The sequence below is a fragment of the Paraburkholderia lebeckiae genome (assembly GCF_050436325.1).
GTDB lineage: Bacteria > Pseudomonadota > Gammaproteobacteria > Burkholderiales > Burkholderiaceae > Paraburkholderia > Paraburkholderia tuberum.
Genome location: NZ_JBNDLZ010000002.1, coordinates 533,057 through 550,437 on the forward strand (window position 1 = coordinate 533,057; position 17,381 = coordinate 550,437).

Here is a 17,381-nt window from a genome sequence, read left to right on the forward strand (position 1 = left end):
ACTTCCAGCAGAGGCCCCCATGCTTGACAAGAGCACGTTCCGCGACGCGATGGCTGGGCTTGGCGCGGCCGTCAACATCATCAGCAGCGACGGCGAAGCCGGCCTTGCGGGCTGCACCGCGTCGGCGGTCTGCGGCGTCACCGACGAGCCGCCCACCCTGCTCGTTTGCATCAACCGCAGCAGCCGCAACAACGCGGCGTTTCGCAGCAACGGCAAGCTCTGCGTGAACGTGCTGAGCGCCGAGCAGCAGGCGCTTGCCACGCACTTCGCCACGAGCGCGCTCGCGATCGAAGAGCGCTTCGCCGCCGCGCAATGGGACGACCTCGCAACCGGCGCACCGGTGTTGCAGGACGCGCTCGCGTCGCTCGACTGCGAGATCGAGTCGGTGACCGAAGTCGGCACGCACACGGTGTTCTTCTGCGCGGTGAAAGCCGCGCGCACGCAGGGCGCGGGCGATGCGCTGATCTACTACGGCCGCCGCTATCATCGCGTCGGCGAGCGCTCGGTTCACGCGACGCCCGCCGCTTCACCTGCCCCGCCCCAGCCTCGCCAACGGCCCAGCCGCGATCGTCCGGCCGAATAGCGCGGCCGCGGTGCGCTCCGGATCGAGCGCAATACTTTCGCTCGCTGCACCGACGATCAACGCGTCGAGCAAAGCAGTCAGCGTCGGCTCACGCGACTCGCCATGCCGATGCGACGCGAACCCCCGTCCGCCGCGATCGCACGTCGCTCGCCCACGGAATCCTCGATCGCCCATCATGCCTCCGTGCCATCGTCATTGCACGCCGTCGTTCGATCAGCGCGTCACGCCCGCACGACGCCCGTCATCGGCCTGCCCGCCATGGTCCGGCCAAACAGCGCTGCCGCCGTCCGTTCGGGATCGAGCCCGAGACTTTCACTGGCGGTGCCGGCGATCAACGCATCGAGCGAGGCGGTCGGCTTCAGGTCGCGCGACTGATACAGCTGATGCGGCGCGAGGCCCGGCCAATCCGCAATCACGCGTCCGCCCTGCACCGACCCGCCCAGCACCATCGCAACCGAGCCGGTACCGTGATCGGTGCCGCCCGTGCCGTTCGCGGCGGCGGTCCTGCCGAACTCCGTCGCGACCAGCACCGTGGTCTTGCTCCACGATGAACCCATGCCGTCGCGCAACGCCGCGAGCATCGTGTCGAGTGCCTTCAGTTGATTCGCGAGCCGCGCGTTCTGCGCGCTGTGCGTGTCCCACCCGCCGGTCTCGATCATCGCGATGCGCGGACCGTCGTCGCGCGCCAGAAAACTGGCCGCGAGCTTGCCGAGGCTCGCCGGGTCCTGGCGCGCGCCAGCGTCGCCCGCAAGGCCGCGCGCCGCCATCGCCGATTCCCACAGCGCACGCAGCTGCGCGTCCTGCTCGTACAGTTGCGACACGCGCGCGAGCAGATCGTCGGGCGCCTGCGGCAAGGCCGACGGTGCATACGACGTCACCGCCGCGGGCCCGCGCAGCGCCATCGGCACGGTCGGCGCGAACGCGATCGCGTTTTCGCGGCTGGCGGGCAGTTGCGCTGCGAGCCGGTTGAGCCAGCCGTCCTTCGTCCGATACGGCGACGTGCCGCCGGTTTCGAGCACGTTCTGTCCGTCGAAATGCGAGCGGTCACGATACGGCGAGGCGACCGCGTGCACGAACAACGCCTCGCGCTGCGCGTACAGCGTCGCCATCTGCGCAAGCGCCGGATGCAGCGCGAACGTGCCGTCCAGATGCGGTGCGTTCGACGCATCGATCGCGAGCGGCCCGCGCAGCGTCGCATACGCGGGGTCCGCGTACGGCACGACGATGTTCAGCCCGTCGGCCGCGCCGCGCTGGATCACGAACACGAAGCGGCGGTTGGTCGCGACATGCGCGAACGCAATCCGCGGCGACACGAGCAGTGCGCCGGCACCGGCAGCGGCGACGTTCAGAAACTGGCGGCGTGACAGCATGGCGTTCATCTCCGTTGAAAATCGGGCGATACGAGCAGCAGCGCGATCGCCGTCGATGCGCTTTCCGCGCGCGACACCGCCGTGGCCGTCGGCTCGCTGAGCGAGCCAGCCAGCAAGGTCTGGCCGAGCGAGCGCGCATCGAGCCGGTCACCCACCCGCGCGGCGAAACGTTGCGCGACTTCGACGCGGCGCACGAGCGCATCGGGCGCTGCCCAGCTCGCGGCGATATCGTCGTAGCCGGCGGGTGAACCGGGCCGCCACACCGGCTGGCCAAGCTGCGTGAGGATCGGCGCGCTCTGCAGATTGCCGGGCTCGTACCAGCCGAGTCCGCGCATCGACGAGATGGTCCATTCCCACGGCGTCTTGAACTTCACCGCGACCGGCGACCACGCTTGCGGCGTATCGATCAACGCGCGATATACGGTCGGCAGATCGCCGTCGCTGCGCGTGAACGCATCGGCCAGATGTTCGCTGACGCCAGGTGGCGGATCGTCGGCGACGAAATGGCGCGCGAGCTTCGTGCCGATATGCCGCGCGGTGGCCGGTGCGTGCGCGAGGTCGTGCAGGATCGCGAGCGCCTGCTGTTCGCCGGCTTCGTCGTAGTGGCGTCCCATGATCGTGCGCGAGCCGGGCTCGTGCAGCGCGGGACGAAACACGAAGCTGCCGGGTTCGCCGTTCTGTTCCAGCACGCGCCGGTTTGCATTGGCGCCGCCGCTCCCCGGATTGCCGACGAGACTCCAGCCGGTCAGCGCACGCGCGAACTCGGTCACGTCGTCCTGGCTATAGCCGCTGCGCACGCCGAGCGTATGCAGCTCCATGATCTCGCGCGCGAGGTTCTCGTTGAGTCCGCGTTTGTTGTCCGGATTGCGCTGCGCGGCGCGCAGCGCGGCCATGCTGTCGGGACCGACCGAGCGGGTCTGGTCGAGGAACAGCTGCATGGCCGGATGACGCTCGACCGCCACCAGCATGTCCTCGAAACGGCCGAGCACGTGCGGGCGAATCGCCTCCGCTTCGAACGACCCGGCGAGCGCCGCGACGCCGGGCTTTTCGTTCGACACCGCGAAGTGATTCGCCCAGAAATGCACGAGGCGTTCGATGAACGGCGTCTGCGTGGTCAGCGCGCTTGCGACGCGCGCATTGACCGACGAGCGATACATGTCGAGTATCTCGACGCGCAGTGCTTTTCTTTCGGCTTGCCTGGCGGCTTGCGCGTCGGTCTGGCTGACCGCTGCGGTGTTGCTGGCGCTTTTGTTTGCGCTGTTGTCTGCGCCGTGGTTCGCATTCTGGCTCGGGCTGGTCTCCTCGCCCGCCTTCTGTTTCGACTGCTGCTCCATCTGCATGCGCTGCTGCACGAGCTGCGTCGACAATGCGATCGAATCGGGTTGGTTCGCCCACGCGTCGGGCCGCGGCTGATACGGCTCGAACTGCGCGAGCAGCCAGCCCTTCGGATCGGCGGGCGGCGTTTCGTCGGCGCGCGCGCCGAGGCCGAAGCGGTTCAGTGCGATCGCCGCGGCATTCAGGTTCGGTGAGTTGGCCATACGATCCTCGTCGGCAGGTAGGACACCTGCATGTCCGTTAAACGGCCGACGTGCTGAAATCCGTCGCCATCGCGCGCATTTTTTATTCGCTCGATGCGGCATTCGCCGCCGGTTTTTTCGCGTTCGGCGCCGGCGGCGCTTCGCGCCATTGCCCGCGCAACTTCAAACTCTCGGCGAATTCGACGCGCTCCTCGGGCGTCAGCGTCGCCGCGAAATCGGCGACGCTCGCTTCGACCATCGCGCGCAAGCTGACGTCGGCCGCGCGCGTGCGCGCGAGCGCGGCATCGAGTGCGGCGCGATCGAACTGCGGCGCGGCCAGCAGACGCAGCACCTCACGACGCCCTTCGCGAGCGTCGCGCGCATACTGGCGCCCGTCGCGCCGCGCGCTCTTCAGGCCGTCGATAAACGCCTGCCGCTGTTGCGCCGACAGCGGCTCGGCGGCGAACCGCAGCGCGCGCTGGTCCTGCGCCGCCGCCGGCGGATTCGCACCGTGCGCGGCGAACCATTGATACGCGCCGCCGGCGATCGCGCCGAGCAGAAACACGTTGAGCACCACCGAGCCCAGCAGCGCAAATTTCCACGAGCGCCCGTTCATTCGCCGCTCCAATCGGCGGAGCTGCCGCCGAAGCTCGAAGTCAGATACGAGGATTCATGCACGACCGGCGCGTTCCCGGTCAGCACGAAGAACGACACCGCGAACGCCCCCGCCACGCCGCCGAGCAGCCCGACACCTGCCACCGCCGCGCCCGACCACCACAAACGCCAGCGCGCGGCTGGGCGTCGGGACGGCGCGCGTTCGATGATGCGACGCTGCAGTTCGAGGCTCGGCGGTTCGAGCTCGTCGGCGGCGAGCCACGCGTCGAGGCTGGCCGCGTCGCTCAACGCCGCATCGGCTTCGACGCGATGCTCGCGCGCCCACGCCTGCGCGGCTTCGCGTTCGCGCTCCGGCCAGCGGCGCGCGTCGGCGCCGTAAGCTGCAACGATCTGATGGAATCTTTCGGGCGTCATGACTTGTCCTTGCTAAGGCCGCTGCCGGCCAGTTGGGCGCGCAAACCGCGGCGCGCGCGGCTCAGCAGACTCTCCAGCGCATCGACGCTGACGCCCATCAAGGCGGCAGCGTCGACATTCGACATCTCCTGGTAGTAGGTCAGCACGAGTGCCTCGCGCTGTCGCGCCGGCAGCGCCGCGAGCGCCGCGCGCATGCGCGCGTGGTCGGCACGCGCTTCGAGCCGCGCGTCGGGCGGCGCGGCGGGATCGGCCGAGTCGGGCAGTTCGTCGCTCGGGTCTTCGCGCTGGCCGCGCAGACGGTCGTAGCAAAGATTGAGCGCCACCCGATGCATCCACGTGTCGAACTTCGCTTCGCCCTCACGCCAGCGGGCCGCCTGTTTCCAGATTCGCACGAAGACCTCCTGCGCGACGTCCTCCGCTTCCATGCGATCGCCAAGCATGCGCGTGGCGAGCGCAAGTAGCCGCGGCAGCTTGCGCGCGACCAGCGAGCGGACCGCGCCGGGCTCCGCGCGGCCCACCCGCGCGATCAGCTCGGCGTCCGGATCGGGTGGTGCGTCGCTCAAGGCGTGCGGCTCGGTCGCGACATCACGCGCGCGCTTTCGCGTGAGGACCGCATCACGGGATCAACGTCGTTCACTTGCCGCCGCTCCTTCAGCTGTCGTGTCGTTATGTTGTCGTGCCGCTACGCCGCTATCCGGGCTGGTATCACGTACGCGGTCAATATACGACGAGCGCCGGCCGGTAGTAGGCCGGGCGTGCCGGATAGACCACACAGCCGGCGAGCGAGGCCGCCAGCAGAATCATCACGAGTGGTTTCATCGCAAGCCTCTCAAGCCCAATGTCCTTCGATCCAGCGCCAGTGCGGCCCACGTTGCGCCCAATGCCCGGGCACCCAGTGATAGCCGAGGCGCACCGGCTGCCAGTGGCCCGGCACCCACACATAGCGGCCGTGCTCCCAGCGCCAGCGGCCCTGATCCCACACATAACCGTCCCGTGGCGCGGGCACGACTTCGACGCGCGGCGGCGGCGGTGCCATCGGCGCGATCATCACTTGTGCGCAGGCGGGCGCGGCGCTCAGCGTGGCCGCGCAGCACAGCGCGGCGCTCAGCGTGGAACCGAGCAGACGAGTGATGCGGCTGGTGTTCATGTCGATTTCTCCCTTCAAAGCTGGAACAAGTCGGCGCCCAGGACGGCCCCGTTTCTACTTGAACGCGGCAGCGGAAGAAATCCGTCGCGCTATTGGCAAAAAAGCACGAATACAGTCGGGCTCACGAAAGGCAATAGTCGGCGTATTGCCCGAAAATTTTCACTCTTTGATGGTCCAATGCACGGGCTGCAATCAATGGCGTCGGCCGTTACGCTTCTAACAACAATTTCCAGCACCGTTCACACCTATCGATGGAAGGGCTGGACCGCGAATGTGGAGCCACCAAAGAATGTTTCGTAAAGCCCTTTTGCCCATTCCGTTTGCCGCCGCACTGTTCGTGCTGAGCGCATGCGGAAACAGCAGCGTCAGCTCTCCTTCGACTGCATCCGCGCCGGCCTCCGCACCGGCTGCTACCGTATCCGCCCAGGACGCGTTGACCACGGCAACGCCGATCAAGCACCTCGTCGTGATCTTCGGTGAGAATCGTTCTTTCGATCACTACTTCGGCACCTATCCGAACGCGCAGAACCCGGTCGGTGAACCGGCGTTCACGGCGGCGAACACGCCGGCCCAGATCAACAATCTGAATCAGAATTCGCTTCTGACGAGCAACCCGAACTTCCTGAACACGGCGAACAACGCGGCCTCCGCAGGCAGCGGTATCAATCCGTTCCGCCTCGACCGCAGCCAGGCCAACACCAACGGCCAGTCGCACGACTACATGAAGGAACAACTCGCCTACGACAATGGCGCGGCGGACCTGTTCCCCAAGTACACGGGTAACAACAGCGCCGGCAGCGGTTCGACGTTCGGCACGCCGGGTCTCGTGATGGGCTATTTCGACGGCAACACGGTCACCGCGCTGTGGAATTACGCGCAGAACTTCGCGATGAGCGACAACATGTACACCGACACGTACGGTCCGTCGACACCGGGCGCGCTCGAGGTGGTTTCCGGCCAGACCAACGGCGCTATTCCTGCGAACGGTGCCGCTCAAGGCGACAACGTGATTGCCGACGGCGCGGGCAGCTTCACGATGAACGGCGATTCCGATCCGACCGGGGACGTGTGCAACACCTCGACGTCGAGCGGCCAGGCCACGCTGAGCTCGAATAACAAAAACATCGGTGACCTCCTCAACGCGAAAGGCATTACGTGGGGCGGCTTCATGGGCGGCTTCGACCTGAGCGCCACCAACTCGAACGGCACCACGGCGTGCAAGCGCAGTACCTACTCGTCGGTCCTCGGCGCAACGAAGACGGACTACATACCTCACCACAACTGGTTCCAGTACTACGCTACGACGGCCAACCTGGCGCACACGCGCCCGACGTCGACCGCGCTGATTGGACAGACCGACCCGCTCGATTCGACGGCTACGCCGGTGCACCATCAATACGACGTCAACGACTTCTTCACGGCCGTCTCGGCGGGCAACTTCCCGTCGGTCAGCTACCTGAAGGCACCGGCCGTCGGCGATGCGCACCCGGGCAACTCGGATCCGATCGACGAGCAGGCGTTCGTCACGAAGGTCGTCAACTTCCTGCAACAACAGCCGGACTGGAAGAACACCGCCATCATCATCACGTACGACGATTCGGATGGCTGGTACGACCACGCTTATGCGACGCCGACGACTTCGTCGTTTGACGCCACCGCCGACCAACTGAACGGCGGCACCTGCAACGCAACGGGCGCGAAGCAAGGCGTCGGCGTGACAGGCGCGGCTGTCAACGGCCGTTGCGGCCCGGGAACGCGCGTTCCGCTTCTGGTGATCTCGCCGTACGCACGTAGCAACTACGTTGACCACACGGCGATCACTCAGGCTTCGGTTGTCAGGTTCATCGAAGACAACTGGCTCGGCGGCACCCGCATCGGCAACGGCTCGCACGATGCGACGACGGGAAGCATCACGTCGCTGTTCGACTTCACCAACGGTGGCAAAACGCCGGCGTTGTACCTCGACACGAACCTTGGCACCAAGCTGTCGGCTCCTCCTGCAACGAACTAAGGAGCCACCCGTTTATCCGTCCGTTCTGCCGCACGGAGAAGTACGCGGTGTGACGTTCAGGGAACGGAGCTGTTGATGCCCGTCAATCAGTGATGACGTCGAGCCAGCCGGTACGGTGGCTCGACGTGCTTGTTTGCAGTTCAGCTTGACTACCGCTATCGCCATGAATCGTCGTTCGAACGCCACCTTGTCTTCGCAACTACCCACCGGAAGCGGCCCGTCCCTTCGCGCTGCGAGCAGCACGCGGCGTCGCCTGATCCTCCGGATAGTGCTGGGCATCGTGCTCCTGGGCGCCTCTCTGGTTGGCTACGCGCTGATCTATCCCGAGCGTATGCCCGCGGCGATCGGCGATACGGTCGAGAATCTGACGGGCCTCAACGCCCATCCGGTCAAGCTCCTGCGTCCCCCCGTCGCGCCCCTTAGCGCGGTCGCGGTACTCGGCAGGGACCTGTTCAATGATCCGTCGCTTTCGGCGTCGGGCAAACAGTCGTGCGCGTCGTGCCACAGCGCCGCGCACGCTTTCTCGCCTCCCAACGACCTGACGGTACAACTAGGCGGCCTTCACATGACGGAAGCGGGCTATCGGCCGGTGCCATCGCTCGCATACCTGTATCGCCAGGCGCCGTTTAGCATCGGTCCCGATCAGGGCGATACCGACGCCGCACCGGTCAGCCTCGATACGCAGGCATCGGCCGCGCTAGGCGTGCAGCGCGCCCAGAAAACCGCGGGCGTTGCGCCTGCCGCGCCGGCTATGGTGCCGCAAGGGGGACTCTTCTGGGACGGCCGGGCAAGCACGCTGCAGGACCAGGCGCTTGGGCCGCTGACCAACCCGGTCGAGATGGCGAACCCCAATCTGGCTTCGGTTGCCGACAAGCTAAGGCACTCGAAGCACATCGATACGCTCAGACAACTTTTCGGTCCGCACGTCGTCAACGATCCCGATCTGCTCGTGTCGGAAGCCATGTTCGCGATCGGTCGGTATGAATTCGAAGACCCGGCGTTCCATCCATTCTCGAGCAAATACGACGCCTGGCTCGAAGGACGTGCACGCCTCACGCAAGCCGAACTACGTGGCTTGCGTCTGTTCAACGACAAGGACAAGGCCAATTGCGCGGGTTGCCACCTGAGCCAGCCGACGTCGGACGGCCTTCCACCTCTTTTTACCGACACGCAGTATGAAGCGCTCGGCGTGCCGCGCAATCGCGAACTTGCGCAGAACAGGAATCCGAAGTTCTACGACATGGGCATTTGTGGGCCATTCCGGACCGACATGGCCAGGCAGACGCAGTATTGCGGCATGTTCCTGACGCCGACGCTGCGCAATGCCGCCGAACGCAAGACGTTCTTCCACAATGGCGTGTATCACGACCTCAAGCAGGTGCTGGACTTCTACAACCTGCGCAATACGTCGCCGGACAGAATCTATCCGAGCGATGCGTCGGGCAAGGTGCAGAAGTACGACGATCTGCCGCCGCAATACCATGCGAACGTGGATGTCGCCGATGCGCCGTTCGACCGCAAGTTCGGCGACCAGCCCGCGATGACCGATCAGGACATCCAGGACATCATCGCGTTCATGAGGACGCTGAGCGACGGGTACAAGGACTGAGCAGCCGCGCTGGACCCCGCCGCTGCAGCTTCCAGGCTGCGGCACGCGGCCCGGTGCGGTATCCTTGCCGGTCCGCGACCTTATCCCTACCCTCCCCGATGTCCGATTTTCCTTTCGACGCTGTGCTCTTCGACTGCGACGGCGTGCTCGTCGATTCCGAACCCATCACGAACCGCGTGCTCACCGAGATGCTCGGCGAGCTCGGCTGGCATTTGAGCGTCGAAGAGACGATGCGCATTTTTGTCGGCAAGACGGTCAGGGACGAAGCCGCGTTGATCGAGGCGCGCACCGGCTTCGCGATCACGGCCGAATGGCTGGCGCAGTTCCGCGCGCGTCGCAACGTGGCGCTCGACAATGAGTTGCGCGCGATCGACGGCGCGCCTTTCGCGGTCCGCGCGCTGCAGCAGACGTTGAATGGACGCATCGCGGTGGCGTCGGGCGCGGATCGCATCAAGATCGAATTGCAGCTCGTGAAGGCCGGCATCCTCGACTGCTTCGACGGACGCATCTTCAGCGGCCACGAAACGCCGCGCAGCAAGCCGTTTCCCGACGTCTACCTCGCCGCGGCCGCGGGACTCGGCGTCGAGCCGACACGCTGTGCGGTCATCGAGGATACGGTGACGGGCGCGACCGCGGGCGTCGCGGCCGGCGCGACGGTATTCGGCTATTGCCCGACGCACCTCGGCCATAGCAGCGCGACCGCGTTGCATGGCGCGGGCGCGGTGCACGTGTTCAGGGAGATGGCCGAGCTACCGGCGTTGCTCGCGGGATGGGGCACGCGCTGATCGACCGACGTGTTGGCGGTTGAACGACACCGGCTTGCCGCAAGTTGGCCGACGCCGATCAGTTTTCGACTGCGCAGATACGGTCGATCAGCGCTCGAGCCAGCACAGACGTTGAATCCCGCCGCATGGCATGTTGCGTGCAACTGGAACACCCGAGCGTAAAGCATTTGCGCGCTCTATACCCATCCAACGTTGCCGGAGATTCATCATGTCGAACTTGACCCTTGCCGACCTGTCGCGCTGCGACGACCTCGACCACGCAGCTGCACAGTCCGTGCGCGGCGGCCACTCGTGTTTCCCGCACGAATACCCGCCTTCGTGTTACGGCGAAAAACCGCCGGTTCGCGGCCCGTCGTACTACAACCCGCCCTCCTACAACCCCTGCCAGCCCGTGCATTACGGCTGCGGGCCGGTCTACACTCCGGTCTTCCATCCGGAGCCGGGCAAAATCGTGCCGCTGTAAGCACGAGGCCTCGCGCCGTTGCGTACCATGGCGCAATCACGCATGGGTTGCGGCCCGGGTTGGTACGATCGGGCCGCATCGCAGGTTTCACACTCTTATTCGCAGACGATGCATCCATCCGCCTCGGCACGCGCGCAATCGACACCGCCGATGCGCTGCTGCGCGAAGTCCACCGCCTGCGGCCCGACGCATTCGTCGTCTACAAACCGCATCCCGACGTGCTATCAGGCAATCGCAACGGTCTGATCGACGCGCAGCAACTCGCCGACGTCGTCGATACCGAAGCGGACCTGCTATCGCTCGTCGATGCGGCGGATGAAGTTCACACGCTATCGTCGCTCGCGGGCTTCGACGCGCTGTTGCGCGGAAAAGCGGTGTTCACCTACGGTCTGCCGTTCTACGCCGGCTGGGGACTCACCCACGACGCGCTCGCGCCGCTGCCATGGCGTCATCGCACGTTGACGCTCGACATGCTGTGCGCGGGCGTGCTGCTGCGCTACCCACTAGCAAAAGCGCGCGCCACGAGCATGATAAAAAAACAAACCGTCCAGACAAAACGAAAGCCCCGCAAGATCGAAATCTTGCGGGGCTTTTTTCCGAGGCTGACGCTAAAGCGTTATCCGCCTACCGCGACATCATATTCATACTAACGTTATGCATCACCCACAACGTCCCGCCAACCACGATAACAGCGGTCAGCACGGTGAACGCAAACGCCGTCACGTTCCAGCGCTGCGATGACGACGTGTTCATATGCAGGAAGAACACCAGATGCACGAGGATCTGCACGAACGCGAGACCCGCGATCGCGAGCAACGCGCTCTGGCCTGTCAACGTGCCGGTCATCACGACCGCGAATGCCGCGACGGTCAGAATGACGGAGAGCACGAAGCCCGCCGTATAGCTGCCGAAGCTGCCGTGACCGCCTTCCGAGTGTGCGCCATGGGCGCTATGACTATGGTCCATTTAGATCACGCTCGCAAGATAGACAAAGGTGAAAACGCCGATCCACACGACGTCGAGGAAGTGCCAGAAAAGGCTCAGGCACGTCAGACGGATCATGTCGCGTTCGGTCAGGTCGCGATGACGCATCACCTGCAGCGCCAGCACGACCATCCAGATCAGGCCGAACGTCACGTGCAGACCGTGCGTGCCGACCAGCGTGAAGAACGACGACAGGAACGCGCTGCGGCTCGGACCCGCGCCTTCGGCGATCAGGTGCGAGAACTCACGCATTTCCAGCACGAGGAACGCGAGGCCCAGCAGGAACGTCACGCCGAGCCAGCCGAGCAGCACGCCCTTGCGGTTCTTGTGCGCGCCGAGCATCGCGAAGCCGTACGTGATACTCGAGAGCAGCAGCATCGTCGTTTCAAGTGCGACGCCCGGAATCTCGAACAGGTCCTTGCCGCTCGGACCGCCCGCGAACTGGTGGCTCATCACCGCGAACACCGCGAACAGCGCCGCGAAAATGATGCAGTCGGTCATCAGGTACAGCCAGAAACCGAACACCGAGTGCGACGGCACGTGGTCCGGCGCGAGTTGCGGCTCAACCGCAATAGTCTTCTGTAACATCAGTCCACCTCCAGCGCGACCTGGTTGCCGGCGCTTGCGCCGACACCGGCCACGGCACCAGCACCGCCATTGCGTTTGTCCTCAATCAGCGCGACAGTGTCGGCAGGAATGTAATAGCCGTCGTTGTCCATGAAGCTGTAGATGATCACGGTGCCGATCGCGCCGACCGCGCCAACGATCGCAAGCCACCAGATGTGCCACACACCAGCAAAACCGAGCACTAGCGAGAACAGACCCACCAACAGACCCGCGGACGTATTCGACGGCATGTGAATGTCGCGATACGCCGGCACCTTGACACCGCCCTTGCGCGACTTCATTTCGGTGAACGCGTCGAGCGAGCGAACGTCCGGGATATGCGCGAAGTTATAAGCCGGCGGCGGCGAACTCGTCGCCCATTCCAGCGTATGACCGTCCCACGGATCGCCCGTGAGGTCGCGGTTTTGCGCCAGGTTGCGATCGCGGATGCTGACGACCAGTTGCAGCAACTGGCAAGCGATACCGATCGCGATCAGCACCGCGCCGAACGCGGCGGCGATCAGCCACGGATGCCAGGTCGGGTTGTCGTAGTGGTTCAGACGACGCGTCATGCCCATGAAGCCGAGCACGTACAGCGGCGTGAACGCAACCCAGAAGCCGATCTGCCAGAACCAGAACGCGGCCTTGCCGAGCTTCTCGTTCAGCTTGAAGCCGAACGCCTTCGGGAACCAGTAGTTGAAGCCGGCCAGATAGCCGAACAGCACGCCACCGATAATTACGTTATGGAAGTGAGCGATCAGGAACAGGCTGTTGTGCAGCATGAAGTCCGCGCCCGGAATCGCCATCATCACGCCGGTCATACCGCCGATCGTGAAAGTGATGATGAAGCCGATCGTCCACAAAACCGGCGTCGTGAATTGCAGACGGCCCTTGTAGATCGTAAACAGCCAGTTGAACACTTTGACGCCGGTCGGAATCGAGATGATCATCGTCGCGATACCGAAGAACGCATTGACGTCCGCGCCCGAACCCATCGTGAAGAAGTGGTGCAACCACACGAGGAACGACAGCCCCATGATCGCGCAGGTTGCCCACACCATCGTCTTGTAGCCGAACAGTGGCTTCTTCGCGTAGGTGGCGACGACTTCCGAGAAGATACCGAACGCCGGCAGGATCAGGATGTACACCTCGGGGTGTCCCCATGCCCAGATCAGGTTCAGGTACAGCATCGCGTTGCCACCGGCATCGTTGGTGAAGAAGTGCATGCCGAGGTAACGGTCCAGACCGAGCAGCGCGAGCGTGACGGTCAGGATCGGGAACGACGCCATGATCAGCACGTTGGTGCACAGCGCGGTCCACGTGAACACCGGCATCTTCATGAACGACATGCCCGGCGCGCGCATCTTCACGATGGTCACGAAGAAGTTCACCCCGGTCAGCAACGTGCCGATACCGGAGAGCTGCAAGCTCCACAGGTAGTAGTCGACGCCGACACCGGGGCTGAACTGCAATTCGGACAGCGGCGGATAAGCGAGCCAGCCCGTCTGCGCGAATTCACCGATCACCAGCGAGATGTTGATCAGGATCGCGCTGATTGCCGTCATCCAGAAGCTCAGCGAGTTGATGAACGGGAACGCGACGTCGCGTGCGCCGATCTGCAGGGGCACGATGAGGTTCATCAGACCGACCATGAACGCCATCGCCATGAAGAAGATCATGATGACGCCGTGCGCGGTGAAGATCTGGTCGTAGTGATGCGGCGGCAAAAAGCCCGGGGCCAGGTACGACAGCGCCAGTTGCATACGCATCATGATCGCGTCGGCGAAGCCGCGCAGCAGCATGACGAAGGCAATGACGATATACATGACACCGATCTTCTTGTGGTCGACCGAGGTCAACCATTCGGACCACAAGTAGCGCCATTTGCCGAAATACGTGATTGCGCCCAGCACGGCCAGCGCAGCGAGGATCATCCCCGCGCCCGCCGTAACGATGATTGGCTCGTGATACGGGATCGCATCGAGCGTTAGTTTTCCGAACATGCGTTACCCCTTAGGCGCACAGTTAGCGTCCTTCATGTTGTCGAGGACGTTGCCGTTGTTGTAGCGGGCGATGATGTTGTTGAACAGCTTCGGATCGACCGTCGAAAAGTACCGCACCGGGTCCTTTTCGCTCGGCTCGGACACCGCGTGATAGCGGTCCATGTCGAGACGGTCCGACGAAGCGCGAACCTTGGCGACCCACGCGTTGAAGTCTTCAGGCGAGCTGGCGAGCGTGCGGAACTTCATGTCCGAAAAGCCCTTGCCGCTGAAGTTCGCCGCAGTGCCCGCATAGTCGCCAGCGTGATCGGCGATCAGGTGCAGGCGCGTTTGCATGCCCGCCATCGCATAGATCTGGCCGCCCAACTGCGGGATGAAGAACGAGTTCATCACCGTGTCCGACGTGATCCGGAAGTTCACCGGTGTACCGACCGGGATCGCGAGCTGGTTCACCGAAGCGATGCCGAGGTCAGGATAGATGAAGAGCCACTTCCAATCGAGCGCGACGACTTCGACGTTGATCGGCTTGACCTGCGATTCGAGCGGGCGATACGGATCGAGCTCATGCGTCGTCCGCCACGTCAACACGGCGAGGAACAGAATGATCAAAGTCGGAATCGTCCAGACGACGACTTCAACCGCGGTGGAATGCGTCCACCCTGGCTGGTAGTCGGCATTCCTGTTCGACGCGCGATAACGCCACGCGAAAAACAGTGTCATCAGAATGACCGGCACCACCACGATCAGCATGGCCCACACCGAAGTCGCGATCAGATCACGCTCCGCGAGTCCCACACTCCCCTTCGGATTCAGAATATCGAGGTTGCTGCAACCGCGAAAGCAACAACATGAGGCTGGCGGAAATGAATCTTGCCGGCCTTCTCAGCGTCCGTCCTTTCATATCCACTGCCTCGTTTTTTTGACTTCAACGAACGTCATTCGACGGCTCTCCATTAATAAGCGCTCGCATAATAGGTGGGCGTCGAATGTCCGGTAAACACTCGATTCAGCAACGAACTATTGCGCCAAGACGAAGTGCGACACGTTGCCGCATTTCCCCGCACACCCTATTCACCAGCGTCGTTCGCGACGCTCCGATACGAAGCATCGAAAGGTTGACGCATCGCAAAGTCCCTTAAAAACAAGCACTAAAAAATCGCTGAATGCGCGGCGATTCCGACGTACCTCACGACTCATGCATTCATCAAGGGACTAGTAGCGACGCGCAAAAGCGCAAAAGCGTCGCCGCATCCTGACGCGTGGATGCAACAACGGCTCTTGCGCTCTGTTCTTTTAACCCGGAGTGTGCGCGGCGACGGGTGCCGCTCCGGGCGCCGCTGCCTGCAGATGCTCGCCGCCTTCCGTCGGCACGGAATCGGAAGGAAGCGCCGAGCGTTCCGATTGCGCGAGCAGCGTGCCGACCGACGGATCGATCGCATCGGTGAACGGCTTTGGATCGAGACCGATCGCGAGCACCAGCAGCGCCAACGCACCGAGCAGCGCGAACTCGCGCTTGCCGAGGTCCTTCAGCTTCGCGACGCGCGCGTTGGCGATCGCCCCGAAAATCACGCGCTTGTACATCCACAGCGTGTAGGCCGAGCTCAGGATCAGGGTGGTCGCGGCGATCGCCCCGATCCAGAAGTTGAAGCGGATCGCGCCCATCAGCACCATGAATTCGCCGACGAAACCCGACGTGCCCGGCAGACCGATGTTGGCCATCGAGAACAGCATCACGAAAGCGGCAAAGCGCGGCATCGTGTTGGCGACGCCGCCGTATTCGGCGATCGACGCGGATTTTGTGCGGTCGTAGAGCATGCCGGTGCACAACAGCATCGCGCCGGACACCACGCCGTACGAGATCATCTGCACGATTGCGCCGGACTGGCCGAAGCGGTTGAAGACGAACAGACCGAGCGTGACGAGGCCCATATGCGCGACCGTCGAATACGCGAGCAGTCGGCGCATGTCGGTCTGCACGAGCGCGAGCAGGCTCGAATAGATCACCGCGACGAGCGAGAGCGTGATCATCATCGGCGCGAAGAAATGGCTCGCTTGCGGCGCGATCGGCAGCGCGAAACGCAGCAGACCGTAGCCGCCGATCTTCAGCATGCCAATCATCACCGCGGCGCCCGTCGGGCCGTCGAGATGCACGTCGGGCAGCCACGTGTGCAGCGGCCACATCGGCACCTTCACGCCGAACGCGGCAAGGAAGCCGAGGAAGATCAGCGCCTGCGGCACCATGTCGAGGTGCGCTTCGCGCCACACGGCGAGGTCGAAGCTGTGCGTCTGGCTATACAGGTAGAGCAGCGACATCAGCATCATCAGCGAGCCGAGGAACGACACGAAGAAGAACTTCACCGCCGCGTACGTGCGGTTCTTGTGACCGTAGGTGCCGATCAGCAGATACAGCGGGATCAGCGTCGCCTCGAACGCAATGAAGAACATCATGCCGTCGAGGGACGTGAACACGCCCTGCATGAAGCCCGACAGCATCAGGAACGCGCCGAAGTACTGCGCGGTGCGCTGCGTGATCGACTCCCACGATGCGATCACGATGATGATCGTCGTGAGCGCGGTCAGCGCGACGAGCCACAGCGAAATCCCGTCGATTCCCACATGCCATGCGATATCGAACGTCGGCGACCATCGGACGTTCTCGACGAACTGCATCGAGCTCACGTCGTTACGGAAACCCGCCACGAGCGGGATCACCGGCAAGAAACCCGCGACCGCGCCGATCAGCGCGAGCCAGCGCGTGCGATTATGCGCCGCGTCCGACCCGGCGCGCAGAACCACGAACCCGGCGAGGATGGGGATCCAGATGAGAAGACTTAGGAGAGGCAATGGCATGTGCTCTGTCAAAACTTGAAGTACAAAACGCCGCGTCAACGCCCGCCGAAACAAGCAGGCTTTGAAATGGAAATGTAAGTTGGAGTTCGCTGGAATTGACGCGTGGAGGGGGGTTCCCGCTACACGTTTACCCGCAGACGACTGACCAAGGGTGGGAGATTACCAAGATAAGAATAATTTTGCATCGCAACAGCGGCGAAATCCGCGTCACAATACATCGTTGCGAGGTGGGCGCTTGCAAAATGCATCGAAATGTGCGCTTGCACATTGTTACAAAGGCGTCGTTAGTCTGGGCAGTTTGGCAGCAAAAGCTGGCAATTAGCCGGAGATTGGCCGCTGTTAGAACATTCGCTGTTTATGGGGTTGGTTCGATTGGAACGGATCGTGCTCCCGAGTGCCTTTTGACGGTCGGGGACGAGCGGCAATC

15 protein-coding genes and 2 pseudogenes are annotated in these 17,381 nt (G+C 63.7%); 6 read left to right on the forward strand and 11 right to left on the reverse strand.

Features of this window, described 5'->3' with window-relative positions:
• Positions 1–19 precede the first annotated feature (19 nt).
• Complete coding sequence (locus tag OKW44_RS05435) at positions 20–583, forward strand: flavin reductase (RefSeq protein WP_018425066.1); 564 nt, start codon at positions 20–22, stop codon at positions 581–583.
• Positions 584–804: 221 nt separating this feature from the next.
• Here OKW44_RS05435 and OKW44_RS05440 read toward each other — a convergent pair whose 3' ends face one another.
• From OKW44_RS05440 to OKW44_RS05465, 6 genes and pseudogenes are all read right to left on the reverse strand, one after another.
• Entirely contained in the window at positions 805–1,953 is a 1,149-nt protein-coding gene (locus tag OKW44_RS05440) for a DUF1501 domain-containing protein (RefSeq protein WP_026226635.1), read from the reverse strand.
• A gap of 5 nt (positions 1,954–1,958) precedes the next feature.
• Complete coding sequence (locus tag OKW44_RS05445) at positions 1,959–3,491, reverse strand: DUF1800 domain-containing protein (RefSeq protein ID WP_018425064.1); 1,533 nt, start codon at positions 3,489–3,491, stop codon at positions 1,959–1,961.
• 82 nt (positions 3,492–3,573) lie between these two features.
• Positions 3,574–4,086 (reverse strand): periplasmic heavy metal sensor, encoded by a 513-nt coding sequence (locus OKW44_RS05450; protein ID WP_018425063.1) that lies wholly within the window; start codon positions 4,084–4,086, stop codon positions 3,574–3,576.
• Positions 4,083–4,499 carry a hypothetical protein gene (locus OKW44_RS05455; RefSeq protein ID WP_018425062.1) on the reverse strand — a complete coding sequence of 139 codons (417 nt, stop codon included), beginning with the start codon at positions 4,497–4,499 and terminating at the stop codon, positions 4,083–4,085. Before OKW44_RS05455 ends, OKW44_RS05450 begins: the two co-directional genes overlap by 4 nt.
• A pseudogene (locus tag OKW44_RS05460) lies at positions 4,496–5,086 on the reverse strand (RNA polymerase sigma factor); the annotation flags it as partial. The gene OKW44_RS05455 and the pseudogene OKW44_RS05460, both read right to left, overlap by 4 nt.
• Before the next feature lie 242 nt (positions 5,087–5,328).
• Complete coding sequence (locus OKW44_RS05465; protein ID WP_018425059.1) at positions 5,329–5,646, reverse strand: YXWGXW repeat-containing protein; 318 nt, start codon at positions 5,644–5,646, stop codon at positions 5,329–5,331.
• Between the two features lie 289 nt (positions 5,647–5,935).
• Between OKW44_RS05465 and OKW44_RS05470 the strand changes: the two genes are divergently transcribed.
• From OKW44_RS05470 to OKW44_RS05490, 5 genes and pseudogenes are all read left to right on the forward strand, one after another.
• Positions 5,936–7,657, forward strand: coding sequence for a phospholipase C (locus tag OKW44_RS05470; protein WP_018425058.1), 1,722 nt, complete (start codon positions 5,936–5,938; stop codon positions 7,655–7,657).
• Between the two features lie 163 nt (positions 7,658–7,820).
• The gene (locus OKW44_RS05475) at positions 7,821–9,266 is read left to right on the forward strand and encodes a cytochrome-c peroxidase (RefSeq protein WP_051103852.1); all 1,446 of its coding nucleotides are present in this window, start codon (positions 7,821–7,823) and stop codon (positions 9,264–9,266) included.
• A 98-nt stretch (positions 9,267–9,364) separates the two neighbouring features.
• Positions 9,365–10,051: an HAD family hydrolase gene (locus OKW44_RS05480; RefSeq protein ID WP_018425056.1), complete on the forward strand. Its 687-nt coding sequence runs from the start codon at positions 9,365–9,367 to the stop codon at positions 10,049–10,051.
• Positions 10,052–10,259: 208 nt separating this feature from the next.
• Complete coding sequence (locus OKW44_RS05485) at positions 10,260–10,514, forward strand: hypothetical protein (protein ID WP_018425055.1); 255 nt, start codon at positions 10,260–10,262, stop codon at positions 10,512–10,514.
• 35 nt (positions 10,515–10,549) lie between these two features.
• Positions 10,550–11,020: pseudogene (locus OKW44_RS05490) on the forward strand (capsular polysaccharide export protein, LipB/KpsS family); the annotation flags it as partial.
• A gap of 118 nt (positions 11,021–11,138) precedes the next feature.
• Here OKW44_RS05490 and cyoD read toward each other — a convergent pair.
• The 5 genes from cyoD to OKW44_RS05515 form a co-directional block, all read right to left on the reverse strand.
• Complete coding sequence (cyoD, locus tag OKW44_RS05495; RefSeq protein ID WP_018425053.1) at positions 11,139–11,480, reverse strand: cytochrome o ubiquinol oxidase subunit IV; 342 nt, start codon at positions 11,478–11,480, stop codon at positions 11,139–11,141.
• On the reverse strand, positions 11,481–12,086 hold the full coding sequence (gene cyoC / locus OKW44_RS05500; protein WP_018425052.1) for a cytochrome o ubiquinol oxidase subunit III: 606 nt from the start codon (positions 12,084–12,086) through the stop codon (positions 11,481–11,483). It lies immediately after the preceding gene.
• The gene (gene cyoB, locus OKW44_RS05505; RefSeq protein WP_018425051.1) at positions 12,086–14,107 is read right to left on the reverse strand and encodes a cytochrome o ubiquinol oxidase subunit I; all 2,022 of its coding nucleotides are present in this window, start codon (positions 14,105–14,107) and stop codon (positions 12,086–12,088) included. The genes cyoC and cyoB overlap by 1 nt, the downstream gene beginning before the upstream one ends.
• Positions 14,108–14,110: 3 nt before the next feature.
• The gene (gene cyoA, locus OKW44_RS05510) at positions 14,111–14,920 is read right to left on the reverse strand and encodes a ubiquinol oxidase subunit II (protein WP_429410819.1); all 810 of its coding nucleotides are present in this window, start codon (positions 14,918–14,920) and stop codon (positions 14,111–14,113) included.
• Between the two features lie 477 nt (positions 14,921–15,397).
• Positions 15,398–16,954, reverse strand: coding sequence for an NADH-quinone oxidoreductase subunit M (locus OKW44_RS05515; RefSeq protein WP_026226631.1), 1,557 nt, complete (start codon positions 16,952–16,954; stop codon positions 15,398–15,400).
• Positions 16,955–17,381 lie beyond the last annotated feature (427 nt).